General features: G+C 48.2%; 15 protein-coding genes. 10 read left to right on the top strand and 5 right to left on the bottom strand.

Features of this window, described 5'->3' with window-relative positions; translation table 11 throughout:
* Positions 1–56 precede the first annotated feature (56 nt).
* From GJR95_RS18605 to GJR95_RS18560, 10 genes are all read left to right on the top strand, one after another.
* A complete protein-coding gene (locus GJR95_RS18605) occupies positions 57–1076 on the top strand; it encodes a sensor histidine kinase (protein ID WP_162387292.1) in 1020 nt (339 codons plus the stop codon).
* Positions 1057–1818 carry a LytR/AlgR family response regulator transcription factor gene (locus GJR95_RS18600; RefSeq protein ID WP_162387291.1) on the top strand — a complete coding sequence of 254 codons (762 nt, stop codon included), beginning with the start codon at positions 1057–1059 and terminating at the stop codon, positions 1816–1818. Before GJR95_RS18605 ends, GJR95_RS18600 begins: the two co-directional genes overlap by 20 nt.
* A 169-nt stretch (positions 1819–1987) precedes the next feature.
* Positions 1988–3034 (top strand): alpha/beta fold hydrolase, encoded by a 1047-nt coding sequence (locus tag GJR95_RS18595; RefSeq protein ID WP_162387290.1) that lies wholly within the window; start codon positions 1988–1990, stop codon positions 3032–3034.
* A gap of 108 nt (positions 3035–3142) precedes the next feature.
* Entirely contained in the window at positions 3143–3931 is a 789-nt protein-coding gene (locus GJR95_RS18590) for a DUF1223 domain-containing protein (RefSeq protein WP_198424858.1), read from the top strand.
* Positions 3932–4226: 295 nt separating this feature from the next.
* Complete coding sequence (locus tag GJR95_RS18585) at positions 4227–4892, top strand: RNA polymerase sigma-70 factor (protein ID WP_162387289.1); 666 nt, start codon at positions 4227–4229, stop codon at positions 4890–4892.
* Positions 4893–4944: 52 nt separating this feature from the next.
* Positions 4945–5949 (top strand): FecR family protein, encoded by a 1005-nt coding sequence (locus GJR95_RS18580; RefSeq protein WP_162387288.1) that lies wholly within the window; start codon positions 4945–4947, stop codon positions 5947–5949.
* 30 nt (positions 5950–5979) lie between these two features.
* Positions 5980–9384 carry a SusC/RagA family TonB-linked outer membrane protein gene (locus tag GJR95_RS18575; RefSeq protein WP_162387287.1) on the top strand — a complete coding sequence of 1135 codons (3405 nt, stop codon included), beginning with the start codon at positions 5980–5982 and terminating at the stop codon, positions 9382–9384.
* Positions 9385–9426: 42 nt separating this feature from the next.
* Positions 9427–11094 carry a RagB/SusD family nutrient uptake outer membrane protein gene (locus GJR95_RS18570; RefSeq protein WP_162387286.1) on the top strand — a complete coding sequence of 556 codons (1668 nt, stop codon included), beginning with the start codon at positions 9427–9429 and terminating at the stop codon, positions 11092–11094.
* A 31-nt stretch (positions 11095–11125) separates the two neighbouring features.
* Positions 11126–12886 carry an FAD-dependent oxidoreductase gene (locus GJR95_RS18565; RefSeq protein ID WP_162387285.1) on the top strand — a complete coding sequence of 587 codons (1761 nt, stop codon included), beginning with the start codon at positions 11126–11128 and terminating at the stop codon, positions 12884–12886.
* Positions 12887–12969: 83 nt separating this feature from the next.
* Positions 12970–14970 carry an FAD-dependent oxidoreductase gene (locus tag GJR95_RS18560; RefSeq protein ID WP_162387284.1) on the top strand — a complete coding sequence of 667 codons (2001 nt, stop codon included), beginning with the start codon at positions 12970–12972 and terminating at the stop codon, positions 14968–14970.
* Positions 14971–15050: 80 nt separating this feature from the next.
* Here the strand turns inward: GJR95_RS18560 and GJR95_RS18555 are convergent, their stop codons facing one another.
* The 5 genes from GJR95_RS18555 to GJR95_RS18535 form a co-directional block, all read right to left on the bottom strand.
* On the bottom strand, positions 15051–15245 hold the full coding sequence (locus GJR95_RS18555; RefSeq protein ID WP_162387283.1) for a hypothetical protein: 195 nt from the start codon (positions 15243–15245) through the stop codon (positions 15051–15053).
* A gap of 301 nt (positions 15246–15546) precedes the next feature.
* Positions 15547–16821, bottom strand: coding sequence for an MFS transporter (locus tag GJR95_RS18550; protein WP_162387282.1), 1275 nt, complete (start codon positions 16819–16821; stop codon positions 15547–15549).
* Between the two features lie 163 nt (positions 16822–16984).
* Entirely contained in the window at positions 16985–17230 is a 246-nt protein-coding gene (locus GJR95_RS41855; RefSeq protein WP_198424857.1) for a hypothetical protein, read from the bottom strand.
* Positions 17227–18195, bottom strand: coding sequence for a sugar phosphate isomerase/epimerase family protein (locus tag GJR95_RS18540; RefSeq protein ID WP_162387281.1), 969 nt, complete (start codon positions 18193–18195; stop codon positions 17227–17229). The genes GJR95_RS41855 and GJR95_RS18540 overlap by 4 nt, the downstream gene beginning before the upstream one ends.
* 64 nt (positions 18196–18259) lie before the next feature.
* Positions 18260–20005 carry a RagB/SusD family nutrient uptake outer membrane protein gene (locus GJR95_RS18535; RefSeq protein WP_162387280.1) on the bottom strand — a complete coding sequence of 582 codons (1746 nt, stop codon included), beginning with the start codon at positions 20003–20005 and terminating at the stop codon, positions 18260–18262.
* Positions 20006–20034: the final 29 nt, after the last annotated feature.

Below are 20034 nucleotides of genomic sequence, written 5' to 3'. Positions count from 1 at the left end.
GAGCGAGGAAGTTAAGCTTTGTGCTGGCTGGTTTTGTATCCCCAATATATTAGTCAATGAGAAATACAAACTTTAAAATCTCTCCTGGAATCATATGGACCAGTTCAATTTTCCTGGGTATATTATCATCTGTACCTCAGATAGCTGAGCGGCATTTCAACGCTGCGGAGGCAGCGGTCAACTCGGCCATTACCTGTCTGTTTTCTCTGTTTGTATGGTATTATAACCTATACACGCTACCCAAACACTACTCACAATACGGAAACAGGACCATTTCATACTATCGGCTTTTAAGCAGTCTGTTTGTTGGTATGGTGGTCATGTTGGGGTTAGCTTCTCTACAGCAACTCCTGTTGGCACATATCAATTTCGGACCCGTAATGCTGATGGTTGAGGTGAGGGGGATACTCATTAACCTGGTTTTTTACATGCTTCTGCATCTGCTCTATCAGAACTACAGGAATCAGCAGGTAAATATCGAACTGGAACGCACAACGGCCGATAATCTGGGAGCGCAGTATGAATTGCTTAAACAGCAGATCAATCCTCATTTCCTCTTCAATAGCCTGAATACATTGAAAGTTATGGTTGAAAGTGGGGATAAGAATTCGGTGGATTTTATTCTGAAACTGGCAAACTTCTATCGATTTACCTTAGAGAGTCGCAAATTAGACCTGATTCATTTGTCGGAAGAGCTGGAAATCGTAGAGGCCTATAACTTTCTGTTGAAAGCACGGTTTGAGGAAGGCTTTATATTTACAAAGACCATTGATGAACAGTATCTCAATACGCTTATTCCCCCGTTTACTTTGCAGTTACTGATCGAAAACTGCATTAAACACAACATCGTATCACTGGAACGGCCGTTGCATATTAAACTGTATACCGAAAATGATACACTCGTTATTGAGAACCAACTGCAATTAAAAAGAAGCGAGGAGTCTTCATTAGGCGTTGGGCTCCAAAATATCAAACAGCGGTATAATCATCTGTTAGACAGGAAGATAGAGGTCATATCCCTCGATAATACCTTCAAAATTAAACTCCCGATCATTCATGAACATCATCATCATTGAAGACGAGTTAAAGGCGGCCCGATCGCTTGAAACGATCATAGCAGAGGTCAGGCCAGAGGCTAATGTAATTGCAAAACTTCAGAGTATTGAAAGCTCTCAGAAGTATCTAACTGAGAACAATCAGCCCGACCTTATATTCATGGATATCCAGCTCTCGGATGGTTTATGTTTCGAGATTTTTAAAACGGTTAAAATTTCGTGCCCTATTATTTTTTGTACTGCGTTTGACGAGTACTCGCTGGAAGCATTTAAAGCGAATAGCGTTGATTATGTACTAAAACCATTTTCAAAAAATGATATCATCGACGCCTTCAGGAAAGTCGATGAACTTCGTTCATTTTTCCAGCAGAGTGCCATTGCCGGCCTGAATGATCTGTTGGCTCAACTTACACCACCAACCGGGAAAAAGAGTTTTCTGGTATTTAAAAACAATAAATACATCACCGTTGCCACAGATAGTATTGCTTTCTTTTATATCAGAAACGAGCTATCTACGATCAAGTGCTTCGATCTACAGGAGTACACGGTCAATCAGTCGCTCGATCAGATCAGTAGTCTATTGTCACCCAGCCAGTTCTTCCGATTGAACAGGCAGTACATCGTCAATTTTAGCGCAGTAAAGGAAGTAGAACATTATTTTATGCGTAAACTATACGTAAAACTGGTTATCCCGACGCCCGATAAATTGTTGATCAATAAGGAAAAAGCACCAACTTTTTTAAGCTGGCTCGAAAATCGATAATTGTTTTGTAGCAATTGAGGGCACTACAGAACAAAAACACTCACTGGCAACTGGGCAGTAAAACTGTCCAACTGGCCGATCAAAATGCCCGGTTAGCCCCTGAAACGCTGTTTCCGATTTGACGAATGGAATAAGTTTGATCAGAATTAAACTTAGTAACAATTGTCAAATGGAAAATCAAGCCAAAGTTGACCGTCGCCACTTTTTAGGTACTTCGGTCTTGACCCTTGCCGCCACTCAGCTCGGCTTGTTTAGTGTTGCGAATGCACAATCTGAAACTGTAAAACCAATAGGGTCTACCACGAATAAGCAAAGCTCAGACGCACCGTTCGGCCCCATCAGGCAGATAAATGCGGGCGTACTGAGTATTGGCTACGCAGAAGTTGGGCCCGCTAATGGGCCTGTTGTCATTCTCCTGCACGGCTGGCCCTACGATATTCATAGTTTCGCCGATGTAGCGCCTATACTGGTATCAAAAGGTTTCCGGGTAATCATGCCCTATCTGCGCGGCTTTGGTACAACGCGTTTCCTGTCAACTGAAACGTTACGGAATGGGCAGCAATCCGTCTTTGCGGTGGATACCATTGCGTTGATGGATGCGCTCAGGATCGAAAAGGCAGTCGTCGCCGGTTTCGATTGGGGAGCACGAACCGCCAACATCCTGGCTGCTCTCTGGCCTGAACGCTGCAAAGCGCTGGTCTCCGTGAGTGGGTATCTGATCGTTAATCGGATAATGAACCAGCAGCCATTGCCACCTAATGCCGAATATGGATGGTGGTACCAGTATTACTTCGCTACAGAGCGCGGCAAAATCGGCTACAGCGAAAATCGGAACGATTTTAACAAGCTCATCTGGAAGAATGCCTCCCCGAAATGGGACTTCGATGAAGCCACTTTCAAGCGCACGGCCACTTCTTTCGACAACCCGGATCACGTCGCCATTGTGATCCACAATTACCGCTGGCGTCTGAGTCTGGCTGAAGGCGAATCGAACTTTGACGATCTGGAAAGACGACTTTCTACCGGTCCTGTCATTTCGGTTCCCACGATTACTATTGCCAGTGATTTCGATGGAGCGGCCGCCGACGGAGCATCTTACAAAAAGAAATTCACCGGCAGGTATTCGCACCGAATCCTGAAGGACATTGGCCACAATGTTCCCCAGGAAGCCCCAGAAGCCTTTGCCAAGGCAATTTTTGACGTAGACAGTTATTGATTGGCGAGGTTCAAATTACTCCCACAATACCAGTCCAGTCATCCCATAGGTGCTAACCAGGAGGCTTTGAAGAGACTACTGCCAAGTAAAAAAATAAAAACTGAAACCATGAAATCCATTAACGTTTTGACATTCATTGCCAGTCTTTTGATGCTGGTTCTACTAGTAACTGACTTTATTAATGGTAAAACGAAATTCGAACCACCCGTAGGTGGTAAAGGGTTTGCCTTGATCGAGCTGTTTACTTCCGAAGGCTGTTCAAGTTGCCCGGCAGCGGATGATTTGCTGGCTAACATTCAAAAAGAGTCAAGAGACAAACCCGTTTTCGTACTGGCTTATCACGTCGACTATTGGGACCGCCTTGGGTGGAAAGATAGCTTTAGTAGTCCCGATTATTCCAGGCGGCAGGTAGCGTATAGCCATTGGCTCAACGAACCGCAAATTTATACGCCACAGGTTATCGTGAACGGGAAAGCCGGATATGTTGGATCAGACGAAAGCGCTCTCCGTAATGCCATAAACGGATCATTGTCAGCCGCGTCGTTGGGCAGTGTTGCCCTTCAGACTCAACAACATGGTGAACGATTGACTGTAAATTATCAGGTAACCGGAGGGTCAACTTCCGATCGGCTACTGCTTGCAGTTGTACAAAAAATGGCCAGTAGTAAAGTCCGCAGTGGTGAAAATGGCGGGCGCACGCTATCGCATGCTCAGATTGTACGCGGATTGCATCAGGTGACCTTAACCCCTCAGAAAAAAGGACAGAGCACGATTAAGCTTCCTGCTGGCTTTACGCAACAGGACTGGGAGGTCATCGGCTTTATACAGAATGCAACTACGGGTGAAATTACTGGTGCAACAAGGGCAACACTCGCTACTTTGCCAGATGCTGGTTAGTAACTTGCAGTTTCTCCATAAAAGCGTTCGGAATCAACACGTGCCAACAGCAGAAGCCTGAGCCATACGACTCAGGCTTCTGCTGTTGGCACGTAAAACACGCTTGAATCAAAATAGAGCAGGGGCTACTCACTATACCAAAACCGGTTAGTCTAACCAGAGAAACAGATTGTGGTTCACACCCCTCAACTCGTTTATTTGACGTTTTTTGAGAAATAAATCACTTTTTTTTGAAAACCAGTAAGGGTAAAATTGTACAATTAAGTCTTTGATTCGTTTAAGCAATTCCGAGTCAATGGCTACCTTTACAGTATTGTCTACTAACCCCTCGCCCGACCCCTGGTCTTCGCCTTCAGTAAACGGAGAAAAGCCGATGTCGACGGTATATGATTCAGAACTTTTTCTGCGAAAAGCTTTTGAACAGGAGCCACGCAAAGGATTTGAGTTGCTGTTCAGGCACTATTATACGCCTTTGTGCAGCCACGCCGTTCGATTTGTGTATTCCCGGCAACTGGCGGAAGATCTGGTGAGTGAAGTATTTTATCAGTTCTATCGATCGGAAGCTTACCGGAAAATACACTCGTCCTACATCAGTTATTTGTTCACGGCGGTTCGAAACGAAGCCTATACGCATCTGCGCAAAGAATTCGGCAAAACAGATTCGATTGAGTCGGCCACCGAAAACCATCTGCCGAGCAATCAGCCCCAACCCGATTCGGAAGTTCATTTCAATAACCTCTTTCTGGCCGTTAACGAGGCCATTAGTCAGTTGCCCGTCCAGTGCAGGCGGGTCTTTCTGATGAGCCGGTTCGAGAACAAAAAGTACGACGAGATTGCTGCTGAATTGCAGATTTCGCCCCGAACCGTTGAAGTTCACATCTCCAAGGCGCTCAAACACCTACGCCAGACATTGCGGGAAGAATGGACCCTGCTGCTGTGTTTACTCAATCTTTTTTTCTAGTGAACTAAGGGGAAATACGGCTTTCGAAGTCTCTCGTTCAAATTCTACGAATATGAATCATTCGTTATCGAAACATAACCTGTTCACCTATCTGGCTGGACAGGCCAACCCGCTCGAACGACAACTGGTTGAGGAATGGCTGAAAAATCCAGACAATGCCGAAACCTTCCATGGCTGGCTGCTCGAATGGGAAATGCGCTCGTTGCAATTTATACCTGATCAGGAAGCTGCCTTTGACAAACTAACGCAGCGTCTGGAGCAGGCTGAAGCACCGGAAGCAGGCGAAAACGTGCTGCCGATGCGACATTCACCTTTCCAATTGTGGGGATGGAAACCCTATCTGGTAGCCGCAACGGTTTTGATCGCCATTGGGCTGGTCCTGAGTCCATTGCGAAACAGATTCCTGTACCAAACCTATCAGACGACTGCTTTTCAGGAGCAAACAATCCGGCTCGACGATGGAACCGATGTTAACCTGAAACCCAATTCGTCGCTTCGGGTGCCCCGCTTTGGTTTTCAGACTGATGTCCGGCAGGTACTGCTAACAGGTGAAGGGCGTTTTTCGGTAACACACAAGCCAGATCATCAGCGATTTGTGGTCAAAACATCCGATCAGTTTCAGGTCGAAGTGCTGGGTACGGAATTTACGGTGTATGCCCGGAAGCAAAGGACCAACGTCGTGCTGGACCGTGGAAAAATCAGGGTCGATTACAAAACGGAAACGAAGGAGCAGCAAGTCATGATGAAGCCCGGTGAAATGGTCATGTTGAGTCAACAAGGTACGATTCAATTACGAAAACTGGCCCCGGTGAAGGCCCTGACCGCACAACAGGAGCATCTGTTCCTTTTCCGGAATACCTCTTTGTGGGAAGTCTGCTATCTGATAGGCGAACACTTCGGGGTTAACGTAGAAATTACGGATGATTCGCTTGCTCACCGAACCATCTCCGGGAATTTCCGGGCCCGAACCGGTAGTGAACTCCTGGAACTGCTGACGGCGACCTCCCGACTCCGTGTCGATTCCACCGAAAATACCCTCCTCCTGAAAGACAACTAATTATTCTGCCTCTTTATACGATTAGACCACATGAAGAAAACCGTTTACCACTTAAGTTTTCTGGCTGTTTTATTGACCAATTATCCAATAAACGTCTTTAGCCAGACACTCGCGTCGGCACAGGTTATGCAACGGTCCGCCGGCCGAAGCAGTCAAACGCAACTCAAACATGTTTTACTCGATTTGCAGCGGCATTATCGGGTCGAAATTGTCTTTGAGGACCAGATCATGGTCGGCAAAAATGTCTCCGCAGATGCGTTGAATCTGAACCTTTCGCTGGAGAAAAATCTGCATCAACTCCTGAAACATACGGGTTTGCGGGTTCGGAAAATTCGGAAAGATACCTACGTGATCACCGAAGCCCGTCGCGAAAAATCAACAGTTTCAAACGAGGGAACGGAACCGGCAGAATCCGGTAAGCCGACTGCTCTATCTGACGAACCAACTGTTATCCATGTGTCGCAGCTACCCGTGCCACAACAACCAGACGTGGCCGATCTGAGCGTTAACGGAACTGTAACGGACGAAACGGGAGCTGTTTTGCCGGGCGTGAGCGTAATCCTGAAAGGTACGACCCGTGGTACGAACACCGACAGCAAGGGCTTTTATCAGGTGAATGTTCCTGACGAGAATGCCGTGCTGGTGTTCAGTTTTGTCGGTTACCTGTCGCAGGAAGTATTGGTTGGTAAGCGTACCACCGTCGGTGTAAAGCTAGCAACCGACACCAAAGCACTGTCGGAGGTGGTCGTTGTGGGGTACGGAACCCAGAAAAAAGTAAACCTCACGGGTGCAGTATCATCCATTTCCAGTGAAGAGATAACCCGCCGACCCGTTGGACAGACATCGGCCGCTCTGCAGGGGTTAATGCCGGGCGTTACGGTGTTTCAGCGGTCAGGCAGACCAGGGGGCGATGGCGGAACGATTCGGATTCGGGGCGTTGGAACCATTGGGGGCGAATTCGGAAGTAGTCCTGACCCGCTGGTTTTGATTGATGGCATCGAGGGCTCTATAAATAGCATCGACCCGAACCTGATTGAATCGATCTCCATTCTTAAAGATGCAGCTTCGGGTTCTATTTATGGTGCTCGGGCTGCCAATGGCGTTATTCTGGTAACGACAAAACGGGCCAAAGGAAGCCGGATATCAGTCAATTATAACAACTACATCGGCTGGCAGACACCCACTAATCTGCCCAAAATGGCAAATGCCATCGACCACATGCTAATGACCAATGAAGCCTATGTCAATGTGGGTCGTTCGCCATTGTATGCCGATGCCCTGATCCAGAAATACCGTACAGAAGGGTCAACCAATCGGGATTTATATCCGGATACCGACTGGCAAAAGGAAGTACTGACGGGCTCCGGTTTGCAGCAAAGCCATTTTTTGAGCGTCAATGGTGGGAGTGAAAAGATTCGTTTCCTGACATCGGTAGGTTATCTGGATCAGAAAGGGATTATAGCGAACTCCAGTTTCAAGCGGTTCACCCTGCGGAATAATACGGATATTCAGTTTTCGAAGAAATTCAGTGCCCGCGCCGATCTGCAACTTGTGGCCGCTACGACCATCGAGCCGGGCCGGGGTTCCGAAGAAGTATTTCATTGGATGAACCGGATTCCGGCCAATCAGATCGGTATCAATTCCAATGGCACCTGGGGCGACGGCTGGAACGGCGATAACCCGATTGCCATGTCGAGGGATGGGGGCACGAAGAAAAACAACAGCCCTTACGTGCTGGTGAATGCCGCCCTGGTTTACAAGCCCATCGAAGGGCTGACGGCGGAGGTAGCCTATGCTCCGAAATTCGCTTTATCGACCGATAAGAACTTTAACAAGGCTATCCAGGCCTACAAACCGGATGGTACACTGAGTTTCCTGGCACCAGCCAAAAGCTCCCTGACCGAATCGACCAACCAATCGTTGTACACCACCCTGCGTGGAACCCTTACGTTTGACAAGACCTACGGCGAAAACGGCTTGAAAGTACTGGTCGGTTTTTCCCGTGAAGATTTTCGGAACGATAACAACTCGGCCTATCGGGAAGGGTATTTGTTGCCTGACTATCAGGTAATTAATGCGGGTGCGTCCGACATTCAGCGGACAACGGGGGGCGCGTCGGAATGGGCGCTGCAATCCCTTTTTGGTCGTGTAAACTATGATTACAAGCAGAAGTACCTGCTGGAAGCCAATGCTCGTTATGACGGTTCGTCCCGGTTCGCCAGTGGGCATAAGTACGGATTTTTTCCGTCGGTATCGGCGGGATGGCGCATATCGCAGGAATCGTTCATGCAGCCATTGCTGAAGGTTGTCAATGAATTGAAGGTGCGCGGATCGTGGGGACAGTTAGGCAATCAGAATATTCCAGGCGGTAATTATCCGTTTATGTCGTCACTGCAATTTGGTCCCTATTCGCTGGGCAAGCAGATCGTTAACGTAGTGGCGCTGAATACGCTGGCCAACTCCGATATTTCCTGGGAAACTACCGAGATGACAGATATCGGACTGGATGCAACATTATTTTCAAGATTGTCCATAACGGCCGATTACTACTACAAGCAAACGCGTGACATTTTGCTTAGACTGGATGTACCGACGATTATTGGATTGGGAGCACCGTTTCAAAATGCGGGTATCGTCGAAAACAAGGGCTGGGAACTGGGTTTGACGTATAAAGGTGCTGTCCGGGATTTTCGCTACGATATCGGATTTAATCTTTCGGACGTAAAAAATAAAGTAGTTGATCTGCGGGGCGTCAACCAGACAGGTTTGACCGTGAATCGGGAAGGGTATCCAATTGGCTCCATTTACGGTTTGCAGGCGGAGGGTCTTTTCCAAACGGCCGACGAAGTCGCTTCCCATGCCCAGCAATTTGGGGTGATCAAACCCGGCGATATTAAATACAAAGACCAGAACGGCGATGGGATTATCAACGGCGACGACAACGTAGTACTTGGAAGCACAATTCCCCGGTTTACATATGGGACTACGCTGAATGGGTACTACAAAGGCTTTAGCCTGAACATTGTGCTCCAGGGAGTTGGCCAGGCCGACGGGCTGCTGAACGAGCAGGGCATCATGCCGTTTTTCCTCGGTGGAACGGTGCAGGAGCAGCATAAGGATCACTGGACGCCGGAAAATCCGAATGCAACTTTTCCCCGCCTGGCTTTCAGCGAATCGAACAACGAAAAGATCTCCAGTTTCTGGTTGCGGAATGCGGCCTATCTGCGCCTGAAAAATATTCAGCTCGGTTATTCGCTCCCCACGGCACTGACCCAGCGGGCGGGCATCAGTAACGTACGGTTTTTCGTCAACGGCCAAAACCTACTGACCTGGGATAAATTCTGGAACGGCTACGACGTCGAGTCGCCGGTCGGAACGGGACGCAGTTACCCACAGGTAAAAATGGTCAGTTTTGGGATCGATGCCAGTTTCTAAGGCCAGCGTGATTTATAGCTACTTTCAAAGACATCATAACGAATGAAAAAGATACACTACTGGTTTTTGCTGGTCTGCCTGATGCTGAGCACGACGGCCTGCGAAGATTACCTCGAACGTTTTCCGCTGGAAGGCCCAGCCGATCAGTCTTATTTTGCCAACGCCAGCGAACTTGAACTGGCCGTAAATGGCTGCTACAAAGGCATGAACTTTCATCCCACCGATGCAATGCCTACCCAACTGCTGCTCGATGATTGTACTGATCTCGGCTGGGATCGGAACAACAGCACCCTGCAACAGCTCGGAAAAGGCAGCCACGACAGCAACAACGGATTTGTGAAATCCGTCTGGGACAACTCGTATAAAATTATCGGCCGCTGTAATTTCATTCTGGACAATATGGGTAAGCTGGATGGCAAAATGGATGCTACGCTGCAAGCCCGTTACCGGGCAGAAGCCCGATTTGTCCGCGCCTACATGTACCATTACCTGATCGAATTGTTCGGCGGTGTGCCTCTGGTTACCAAAACAGTAGGACTATCGGATTCGCAGATTCCAAAAGCCAGCAAGGAAGACTGTGTCACGTTTATTTTTAGCGAACTGGATGAAGCGGCTAAGGATCTGCCGGTTACTTACGATGCCAAAAATGTTGGCCGGGCTACCAAAGGGGCCGCTCTGGCGACCAAAGCCCGGACGGCCCTGTACAATGGTAAGTGGGATGTTTCGGCCAAAGCGGCCAAGGATGTGATGGATCTGAACGTACACAAGCTGCATCCCAACTATGGCGAACTATTCTCTTACAAAGGCCAGACTTCGAATGAAATTATCTTTGCCTTGCAGTATTTGAAAACCAGTACCGTTATCCACAGTACACCGCAGAATTTCCTGTCACGAAATGCGCAGGGCGCTTCTAATAAAGTGCCGGGTCAGATCCTGATCGATTCGTACGAGTGTACAGACGGCTTGTCGATCGATAAATCGCCCCTCTACAATCCGAAAGAGCCGTTCAAAAACCGCGACCCACGCCTGGATTTTACGGTGGCTGTACCGGGTTCCAACTACTTCAATTTCAAGTTTGAAACCCACAAAGACAGCGTCAAGACGATTAACTACGCCACGGGTGCCAGGGTCGACAACCAGGATGCGATTCATGCGTTTGCCACCTATACCGGTTATTGCTGGCGCAAATACACCGATATGACCGACAAAGATGACCGCAGCAATTCGGAACTGAACGTCACGCTGATCCGGTATGCCGAAGTGTTGCTCATCTATGCCGAAGCGAAGATCGAAGCCAACCAGATCGATCAGTCGGTATACGATGCCATCAACGCGGTTCGTCAACGCCCAACGGTCACTATGCCTGCCATCAAAACGGGTAAAACCCAGGCAGAACTGCGCTCGGTTATTCGCAAGGAACGTAAGTATGAATTGACAAATGAAGGCTTTCGATTGATGGACATTCGTCGCTGGAAACTGGCCGACAAACTGCTGGTGGGCAATTTTCTGGGCCGAATTCCAAAAGGACTGCTGGCTACGGCCCCCAGTATCGACGCAAACGGAACGCCTGATTACAGTAGTGTTCCCAACAAAGCCGATATGCGGGTAGTCGAAGTCCGGATCTTTAAACCTGAGCGGGATTATCTGTGGCCGATTCCATATATCGAAACGGTGACAAATAAAGCGCTCACCCAGAATCCTGGTTACTAACAAGCTTTTCATTCAATCTCGTTGACGCAAAATGCCCACAACCCGACGGCACTTTCTGAAACTATCCGGCCTGAGCGGTCTGGCCATCACAGCTGGGCTCGCCGAACTCCACGCTGGCAATGCCATCCCGCTCGCAGAAAACGACTACGACCTGATCATCGTGGGTGCAACACCCGGCGGGATTATGGCGGCAGTAGCGGCTTCCCGACTGGGCAAAAAATCGTTGATTCTGGAGCGGACAGCGCACATTGGTGGCTTGCCTGCCAATGGCCTTGGTGCTACCGACATTGCAACCCGTGGTGCCACCGGTGGCTTGTTTCTTGAATTTGTTCAGCGCATCAGGGCGCATTATGTCGGGAAATATGGTGCCGATTCACAACAGGTGAAAGATTGTTCGGATGGATACCATTTCGAACCGTCGGTAGCTGCCAGAATCTTCGCTGATTTTCTGAAGGAAAGCCCCAACGCTACCGTTCTGACCATGCGGCAATTCGACTTTGAACCCGAAAATCTAACGATTCAGAACAATAAGATTGAAGGTATACGGGTAACCGATCGAAACACGAAAAAGGCAGAAACATACCGGGGACGTTTTTTTATCGATGCCACCTACGAAGGTGATTTGATTGCGGCCGCAGGTGTTCCCTTCTTTCTTGGCCGAGAGGGTAAGTCTGATTACAATGAAGTCGGAGCCGGGCGGGTGTATAAATACTGGGCCGGACCGGAAGGGCCGGGCTCGACGTTTCAGGGCGATAATGCCGTTCAATCGTATAATTACCGGCTTTGCGTAACGAACGATCCGACGATTCGGGTGAAAATTCAGAAACCGGCTCGTTACAATCGGGAGGAATACGTATCGTTGATCGACGATGTCAAAACGGGAACGTATACCGGTGTTGCCATGATGAAACTGACCGACGCGCAGAAGGTCGAAAATCAGCGACGGGCAAAAGCTGGTTCACCTCCCGACATGCCCGGCATGCCGAAAGGTATTGCCTGGCTGACGAATATGGTTAAGCTGCCCAACGGGAAGAATGACGGCAATAACCAACACCATGCTTTTATTTCGACGGATTTGCCAGAAGAAAACTGGCCTTATCCAACGTCGGGCTGGGAATGGCGGGACCGCTTCGCCCAACGGCTTAGGGACTATACGGAGGGCTTGTTTTACTTTGCGCAAAACGACTCTGAACTGCCTGACTGGTTTCGGAAAGAATGCGCCGAGTGGGGGTGGGCCAAAGACGAATACACCGACAATGGTCATTTTCCCCGGCAACTCTACGTTCGAGAGGGTCGACGGATGAAAGGCAAATACATTTTCAAAGCGCAGGATGCACAACCCGTCAGGCCGGGTGAACGACCTCCGCTCCACCCCGACAGTATAACGGCCAGCCACTACGCCCTTGATTCGCACGCTGTTCGGAAACGGGAAGCGGGTCGAATTCACCTGGACGGCTTTATTAGTTATCCGTCGGCGGTTTATACCGTACCGTTCCGGGTGATTGTGCCAGACTCACCACTGGAGAACCTGCTGGCTCCGGTTCCCGCTTCGGCCACCCACATCGGTTTTTCGACACTTCGGATGGAACCGTGCTGGATGGCGCTGGGTCAGGCTGCCGGAACGGCAGCGGCTCTGTGTGTGCAGAAATCGCAATCTGTACATGAATTAGCGGTTCCTGAATTACAAAGTGCCCTGCTTCAGCAAAAAGCAATTCTGGTGTATAGTAAAGGCATGGCAACCACTGACCCGAATTTTGAAGCAAACCAGCTCGCAACGTTAAAGGGAAAATAAACAAGGCGTTCATTCTGTAGCTAACGTAATCAGTTATATGCCTGAATAGCTACGAACCAGTCATACCACAAAACCACAATATTATGCGTTACACGCTTACAATCTGTCTCAGTTTATTGCTCACATACTCCGCCATTGCCCAGCAACAGGTCGATATCTGCGTATATGGTGGCACGTCAGGTGGGGTCATTGCCGCTTATACCGCCAGAAAAGCCGGTAAAACCGTGATCCTAATCGAGCCGGGCAAGCATCTGGGGGGTATGACCTCCGGCGGGTTGGGACTGACGGATATTGGCAATAAATACGCGATCACTGGTGTGGCCCGCGATTATTACCGGCGCATCGGACAACATTACGGCAAGTTTGAGCAGTGGATTTTTGAACCTCATGTTGCCGAAAATTTATTCAGTGAATACATCAAGCGCGGGCAGATCGACATATTACTGTCGCATCGGCTTTCGAGTGTTAAGAAAAGCAGCGGGCAGATTCAGGAAATTGTTCTGGAAAATTCGGATAAACCATCGGCCAAACGAACCATACGGGCTAAGATGTTTATTGATTGCTCCTATGAAGGGGATCTGATGGCAAAGGCCGGTGTTTCCTATACCGTTGGGCGGGAGGATAATTCAAAATACAATGAAACCATCAGTGGTGTTCAGTTGATGACCGGCCACCAACTGCCCGATGGAATTGATCCTTACAAAACACCCGGAGATCCAAACTCTGGCTTAGTCTGGGGCGTCAGTCCGGCGAAACTGGAACCCAATGGAACGGGTGACAGCAAAGCGCAAGCCTATAATTACCGTATTTGTCTTTCGTCTGATCCGGCCAATCAGGTGACTATTACACGTCCTGCCGGGTATGATTCAACAAAATACGAATTGCTGGTACGGCTGATTGCCGCTCAACCCCAGAAGCGGTCGCTCAACGATTATTTTATCTGGAGTGGAATGCCGAACAAGAAAACCGATATCAACAATCGAAACGGTTTTTCGACGGATATGATCGGGATGAATTACGGCTATCCGGACGGAAGCTACCAAAAACGGGAACAGATTATCCGTGACCACGAGCTGTATACCAAAGGGTTACTTTATTTTTTCGGCCATGATTCTCGCGTGCCTCAGGAACTTCGGGACCAGATGCTGAAGTGGGGTTATCCGAAAGATGAGTACACCGATACGGGCAACTGGTCACCTCAACTTTATATTCGTGAAGCGCGCCGGATGGTAGGAGCGTATGTCATGACGCAGGCGAATTGCCAGGGTAAAGAAGTAGTAACGGACGGTGTCGGTATGGCAGCTTACACAATGGATTCGCATAACATCCAGCGCATCGTCATTGAAAAAGACGGTAAGAAAATGGCTAAGAATGAGGGTAATGTGGAGGTCGGTGGTTTTGGGCCTTATCCCATCGCGTACCGGGCCCTGATCCCAAAAGAAAACGAATGCCAGAATCTGCTGGTGCCGGTTTGTCTGTCGGCTTCGCACATTGCATACGGTTCTATTCGGATGGAGCCTGTTTTCATGGTATTGGGTCAATCGACGGCGTTGGCAGCAGCCATGGCGATCGACGCAAAAACCAGTGTGCAGAAAGTGAATATTGCCAAACTACAACAGGAACTGAAAGCCAATCCACTGGCCGATGGCAGTACTCCCGAAATTCTGGTTGACAATGATAGCCAAAAGATGACCACAATTACTGGTCCGTGGCGTGTTGAGACCAAGAGTAAAGGCGGGTATGGCCCATCCTATCTGATTTATGAAGGTCAGGGTGGAGAAACGGCAACTGTACGGTTTACGCCCGACATCATAAAAGCGGGTAAATACCGCGTTTATGCCTACTTTCCGCGGTTAGCCAAAAGTGCTTCCGAATTGGGGATTACCGTTTCAGACGGAAAAAGTAGTAAGTCCATTCCGATCAAAACAGCGGATATTGTTGTCGTCGGACAGACATCTGGCGAATGGGTTGCGCTGGGCGACTATGAATTGCCCAAAGGTCAGGCTTCATCGGTCGAAATAGCCGCGAAGCAGGTAGATGGGCCGGTAGTGGCCGATGCGGTATTATTCGTACCGGCATTCTGATTTTGTTAATAAATCCAGCCGGATTTTACGACCAAAACCTGAATTAGTTAAGGAGTTGTGCTATAATTTAACCGCTGCTATCAGTCTGCACTGGAAGCCCACTGTGGTCTAATCGTTGACTGAATAGGCGCTGTGGCTGTAGGCGAAGCTGAATGTGAAGAGGCTACTGTAGTTTGTGTTTGAGTAAGCAAGGCATCATCCGATTTTTTGCTGCATGCGCTAAGGGTAAGGGCGATGAAGAAGGTGAGCAGGGTAATTAATTGAGCCGTTTTCATGACTGACATCCTTTATGTTTAGTTTGATGATTCAAAGGTACGGCTATCCAATAAGGTGAAGATCAGGAGTGTATATCTGGAGGGATAGAGTTCAGGGCTGGCGGAAATTACCCTATAATTGGTTGACGAGCTCGTCGGTTAATCATTTAATCGAGCCGACCTCTTCTTTAAAATCGATTGCCTGTTGAGATAGCACCATCCCAACAGGCAATCGATTTTGATGTTGTATTTTCTTGCTAAAGCAACTTAACACACTTAAATTCAGGGCATATATGTTTCTGTCATTGGAGCAGGAGCCGCTTTAGGCAGTTGTTTGTTTCAGAGATGGAGCCAGTAAATGAATACACAACAGGGCTACCAGATAAGCACTGCCACATAAAACAAACAGAATATTGTACCCAGTTGTGATACTGCCCAATGCTTTATAGGTATCCAGTAAAGAGCCGACAAGTATCGGAAACAGCAATCCCCCCAGTGATCCGGCCATACCACCTATGCCCACTACTGAACTGACGGCTTTTTTGGGAAACAGATCGGACACTAATGTAAATAGATTGGCGCTCCAGGCCTGGTGAGCCGCTACGGCCAGACTAAGCAAACCTATGACCTGCCAAAGAGACGATGCAAATTGAATCACCATGATCGGGACAATGCATAGCGCAAAAACAAACATGGCAATCTTCCTTGACCAGTTTACAGACCAGCCTCTTTGCAGGAAATAGCCGGTAATATAGCCGCCACCTACACTGCCAATGGTGGCCGAGGAGTAAATGATTATTAGCGGTAAACTTGGTCTGGTGAGGTCAACGTGGAAAGTCGCAGCTAAAAACGACGGTAACCAGAAGAGAAAAAACCACCAGACTGGGTCGGTGAGCAGCTTCCCCATAATAAACGCCCAGGTCTGTCGTCGTTTCAATAAATCGAGCCAGTTGACGGCCGATTCTGTATTCGATTGAGAAAGGCCGCCAATGTAGACCAGCTCCTGTGCGGAGATTTTTTTGTGGCGGGCCGGGCTTTCGTAATAGATCCACCAGAAAATAAGCCAGATAAACCCAATGGCACCCGTAACCAGAAAAGCTGCCTGCCAGCCATAGTGACCCAGTATCCAGGGAACCAGCAAGGGTGCCACGACTGCTCCGATGTTTGTTCCTGAGTTGAAAATACCGGTGGCAAAGGCCCGTTCTTTCTGCGGAAACCATTCGGTAACGGCTTTGATGGATGCCGGGAAGTTTCCGCCTTCCCCCAAACCCAGCAGAGCCCTGAAAATTCCGAAGCTAAAGGCATTGCTGGCTATGGCATGTAGCATTGCCGCTATACTCCAGATGAACACGGAAATACTATAGCCAATTTTTGACCCAATTCGATCGATTCCCCAGCCGAAAGTGACAAAGCTCAGCGCATACGCTCCCTGAAAAGCCATGACAATATGACTGTAGTCGGTTTCTGTCCAGATAAAAACACGCTCCAGTGTGGGTTTTAACAGACTAATGACCTGCCGATCCAGGTAATTGATGGTTGTCGCTGCGAAAAGTAAAGAAGTAATCTGCCACCGGTAATTGGTTTGAAGTTTAGGCATCGAAATGGACGTTCATCATGAATCAGGTTGTCAGGCAATTGGTAATTGATTGATCAGTATGTAGTTTAATGCCTTCTGTGCTGCTTTGATGGGCAAGGTCAAGCGGGGCTACTTGCTGTCGTGCGAAAGGCTTTACTAACGCATTGACCGACGACGCAACGGACTAGAGGGCGGGGGCGAAAGCTGCCACGTCGTCGGGATGGCGGCTCACCACTTTTTTTACATGGAATCCGGGATGAACCGACAGGAATGGCGCATGGAAATAACGACCCGACAGACCAAATCCAATTAGCCCGACCGCAATTTTTTTTGCGAGATCATAAATACAGAAAAGCGGATGATCCCCACCGGGCTGGTACAGTGACGATAGGCTACTGCCCGGTGGGAAACCCTGAAGTGCAAAAATCACTTAAACTCAGCATCCATCGCCACTTTTAGTTCGCCCAGTAAAGCCGGTACCAACACATAGGGGTCGTAGGGTTTGTTCTTCACGAAAAGTGTCTCTACCGGTATATAGCCCCGGTAGCCACTTTTCTTTAGTATTTTCATTAACCGGGGAACATCCGTGGTGATGTCGCTGCCGATACCAAATACGCTTTCTTTAACCTGCCAATTTACGGTGTAAGGTATTACGGCTTCAATATCGACATAGGGGTCTTTTACCTTGAAATTGCCTGTATCGAGAATGATGCCCGCCCATTTGGAGTTAACGGCTTTCACTACTTTAATGCACTGATCGGCTGTTTGAAGCATGTCGCCGTGGTTTTGTATACCGATGATTACACCGTGTTGCGCACCAAATTCTGCACATTCCTTATAGCAGGCAATCATCCATCCGGCCACTTCATCCCATTTGTTTTCGTACCCTTTCGGAATTTCGCCAGCAAATAAACGAAGTACCGGTGCACCTAATTTTGACGCGACAATGATCCATTCTTTGGCCCGTTTAACATCGGCTGCCCTAACGGCCGGATCGGGTGAGGCAAAATTGTTCCGAATGCCGGTACCACTGATATCAATACCCAGCTTAAACGCTTTGCGCTTGAGTTCATAGATATACTCATCGGTAGGTACGCCTGGGTAGCCGGGGAAATAATAGCCGGTTAAATCAACTGCGTCGATATTTTGCGTAGCACACCAATCGAGTAGTTCGGGTAATGTCATTGTAGGTTTGTTGTCTTTTTGCCGATTGCCCGTCAACATGTCGTTGAATGAATAAGCGTTCAGCGCCAGTTTAATGTGCGCAGGATTGTGTTCTTTCTCATTGCTCTGCGCGGTTGATGTAATAACGCTGATACTGACAATGAGGATCGCAGCCAGTACAGTGATTGTGCGGGTTTTCCAGTTAGGTGTTCCGATGAATTGATTAGACATAATGATTGAGGTTAAATAAGGGTATTTTGTTTTCTGCCAGAAATAAGCCGATGTGGAGTTTTGATTAAATACCGGAATAAATGCCTTCATTACTACCCCAGCCTTCATTTTGCTTTAGTACGCCATTGCTCAGATTTATCTGGCTTTGCGGAATGGGAAGTAGTCCTTTTGTTTCGGGGCGGTAGCGAATGGTTATTTTCTCGAGGACTCCGAATTTGTAAACGGGTACATCGGTTTTGTACTTCGCAATTTGCTGGTCGACGATTTTCCATCGGAGCAGGTCATACCAGCGAATACCCTCAAAAGCAAACTCATGTCTTCGCTCATCCTGAATATTGGCCAGCGTAGCCGGTTTGTAAAATGGTTTATCGGCAATTGGTGTATTGCCTGAATTCTTGAGATAAGCCCGTGAGCGCACTTTGTCGAAATAGAGTTGTGCATTGGGGCTCCCTAATTCGGCTGCCATTAGCAATACATCCGAAAAGCGGATGATGTATTGACCAACGGTCGCATCATTTGTATTGTTTTTTGTGGCCGTTCCATTGAGAACGGTGTTTGCCGCCGTGCGCTTTCCGCCCACATTTACGTAGATATGGCAGTATTTTTTTTGAAAGTAGCCCGTTTCCTCAACGTTACTCTGGGAATTAAAGTAAAACTTCCCGCTATTCGGGGCGGGTGTGCTGCTAAACTCAATTCCCTCCGTGGCCGCATCTTTTACATTCCAGATTGAACCGGTTTTTCTCAGGTCAGCATCATCCCATTCTTCATACACTTTAGGATTAACGGCACTCATTCCACTGCCCGCTCCAAAGGGAGTAATGCCCGGAACTGAACAACTGACGCTATTTTGGAAGCGGTCCCATTGGTTGTTAGTGCCTAATCCGGAGAATGAGATCATGTACAGGCATTCGTTATTATTGCCTTTTTCGCCTATCCAGCTGAGGTTATTTGTTTTGGCGTATTTGTAATCAACATTCGCAAAGGAATACAGCCACAGGTTGCGGAAATCATCGACTAAACCATAGCCGCTGGTGTTTATCACGTCATGCAGGTAGTCCAATACGTTCGATTTGGAAACAGAGCCTCCTTCGGCCAGTGGCAGTTCAGGTTTTCCATAGACTCCCGTATAGAAAAGAAAAACCCTGGCCATCATGGCCTCTGCTGCATATTTATTGGCATTGAACAGCTCATTTGATTTGTTTACATTTTGAAATGATTTCGCGGGGAGTAACTCAGCTGCTTTTTTTAAATCGCTGGCGATTCGGGCAAAACAGGAGTCGACAGTAGCCCTGGTGGGGTTACTCGATACGGTATTCGTTTTTAAGGGAACCCCGCCAAACAACCGGCATAAATCAAAATAACTGGATGCTCTCAGATAGCATGCCTGACCCCGATAGCTGGCTTTCTGCGCATCCGACAGGGCCGTACTATTTTTATCCAGACTCTCCAGGACGAAATTAGCCCGATAAATTGCCTTGTAATAATTTTGCCAGGGCGTGAGTAGCTGATCTAAATTCCGGACCTGGTAGCGCTCAAATCCCCGAATCATAGGATCATCGAATAAGGCCCGTCCATTGGCGATGTAATCATCATCCAGGTAGGAAGAAATGCCGATAAAACTATTGATCTGATCGAAATAGGCATCCCGTTGTGACGCATAAACGGCAGCTATGGCCTGATCATAATCGGCAGCAGCTATGGGGAACGTCGCATTCGTCTTTTCAGTTAAATCAACCGTATCCAGGAAGTCCGAACACCCCACCCACAGCAGGGAAGAGGCAAGAATCAACACGATTAAACGAGTTTTCATTGGTTACTATCTTTTAAAGTTAATGGTCT

It is taken from the genome of Spirosoma endbachense (assembly GCF_010233585.1).
GTDB lineage: Bacteria > Bacteroidota > Bacteroidia > Cytophagales > Spirosomataceae > Spirosoma > Spirosoma endbachense.
Note: the sequence above shows the minus strand (reverse complement) of the source record. Positions and strands in the feature narration are given on the sequence as shown.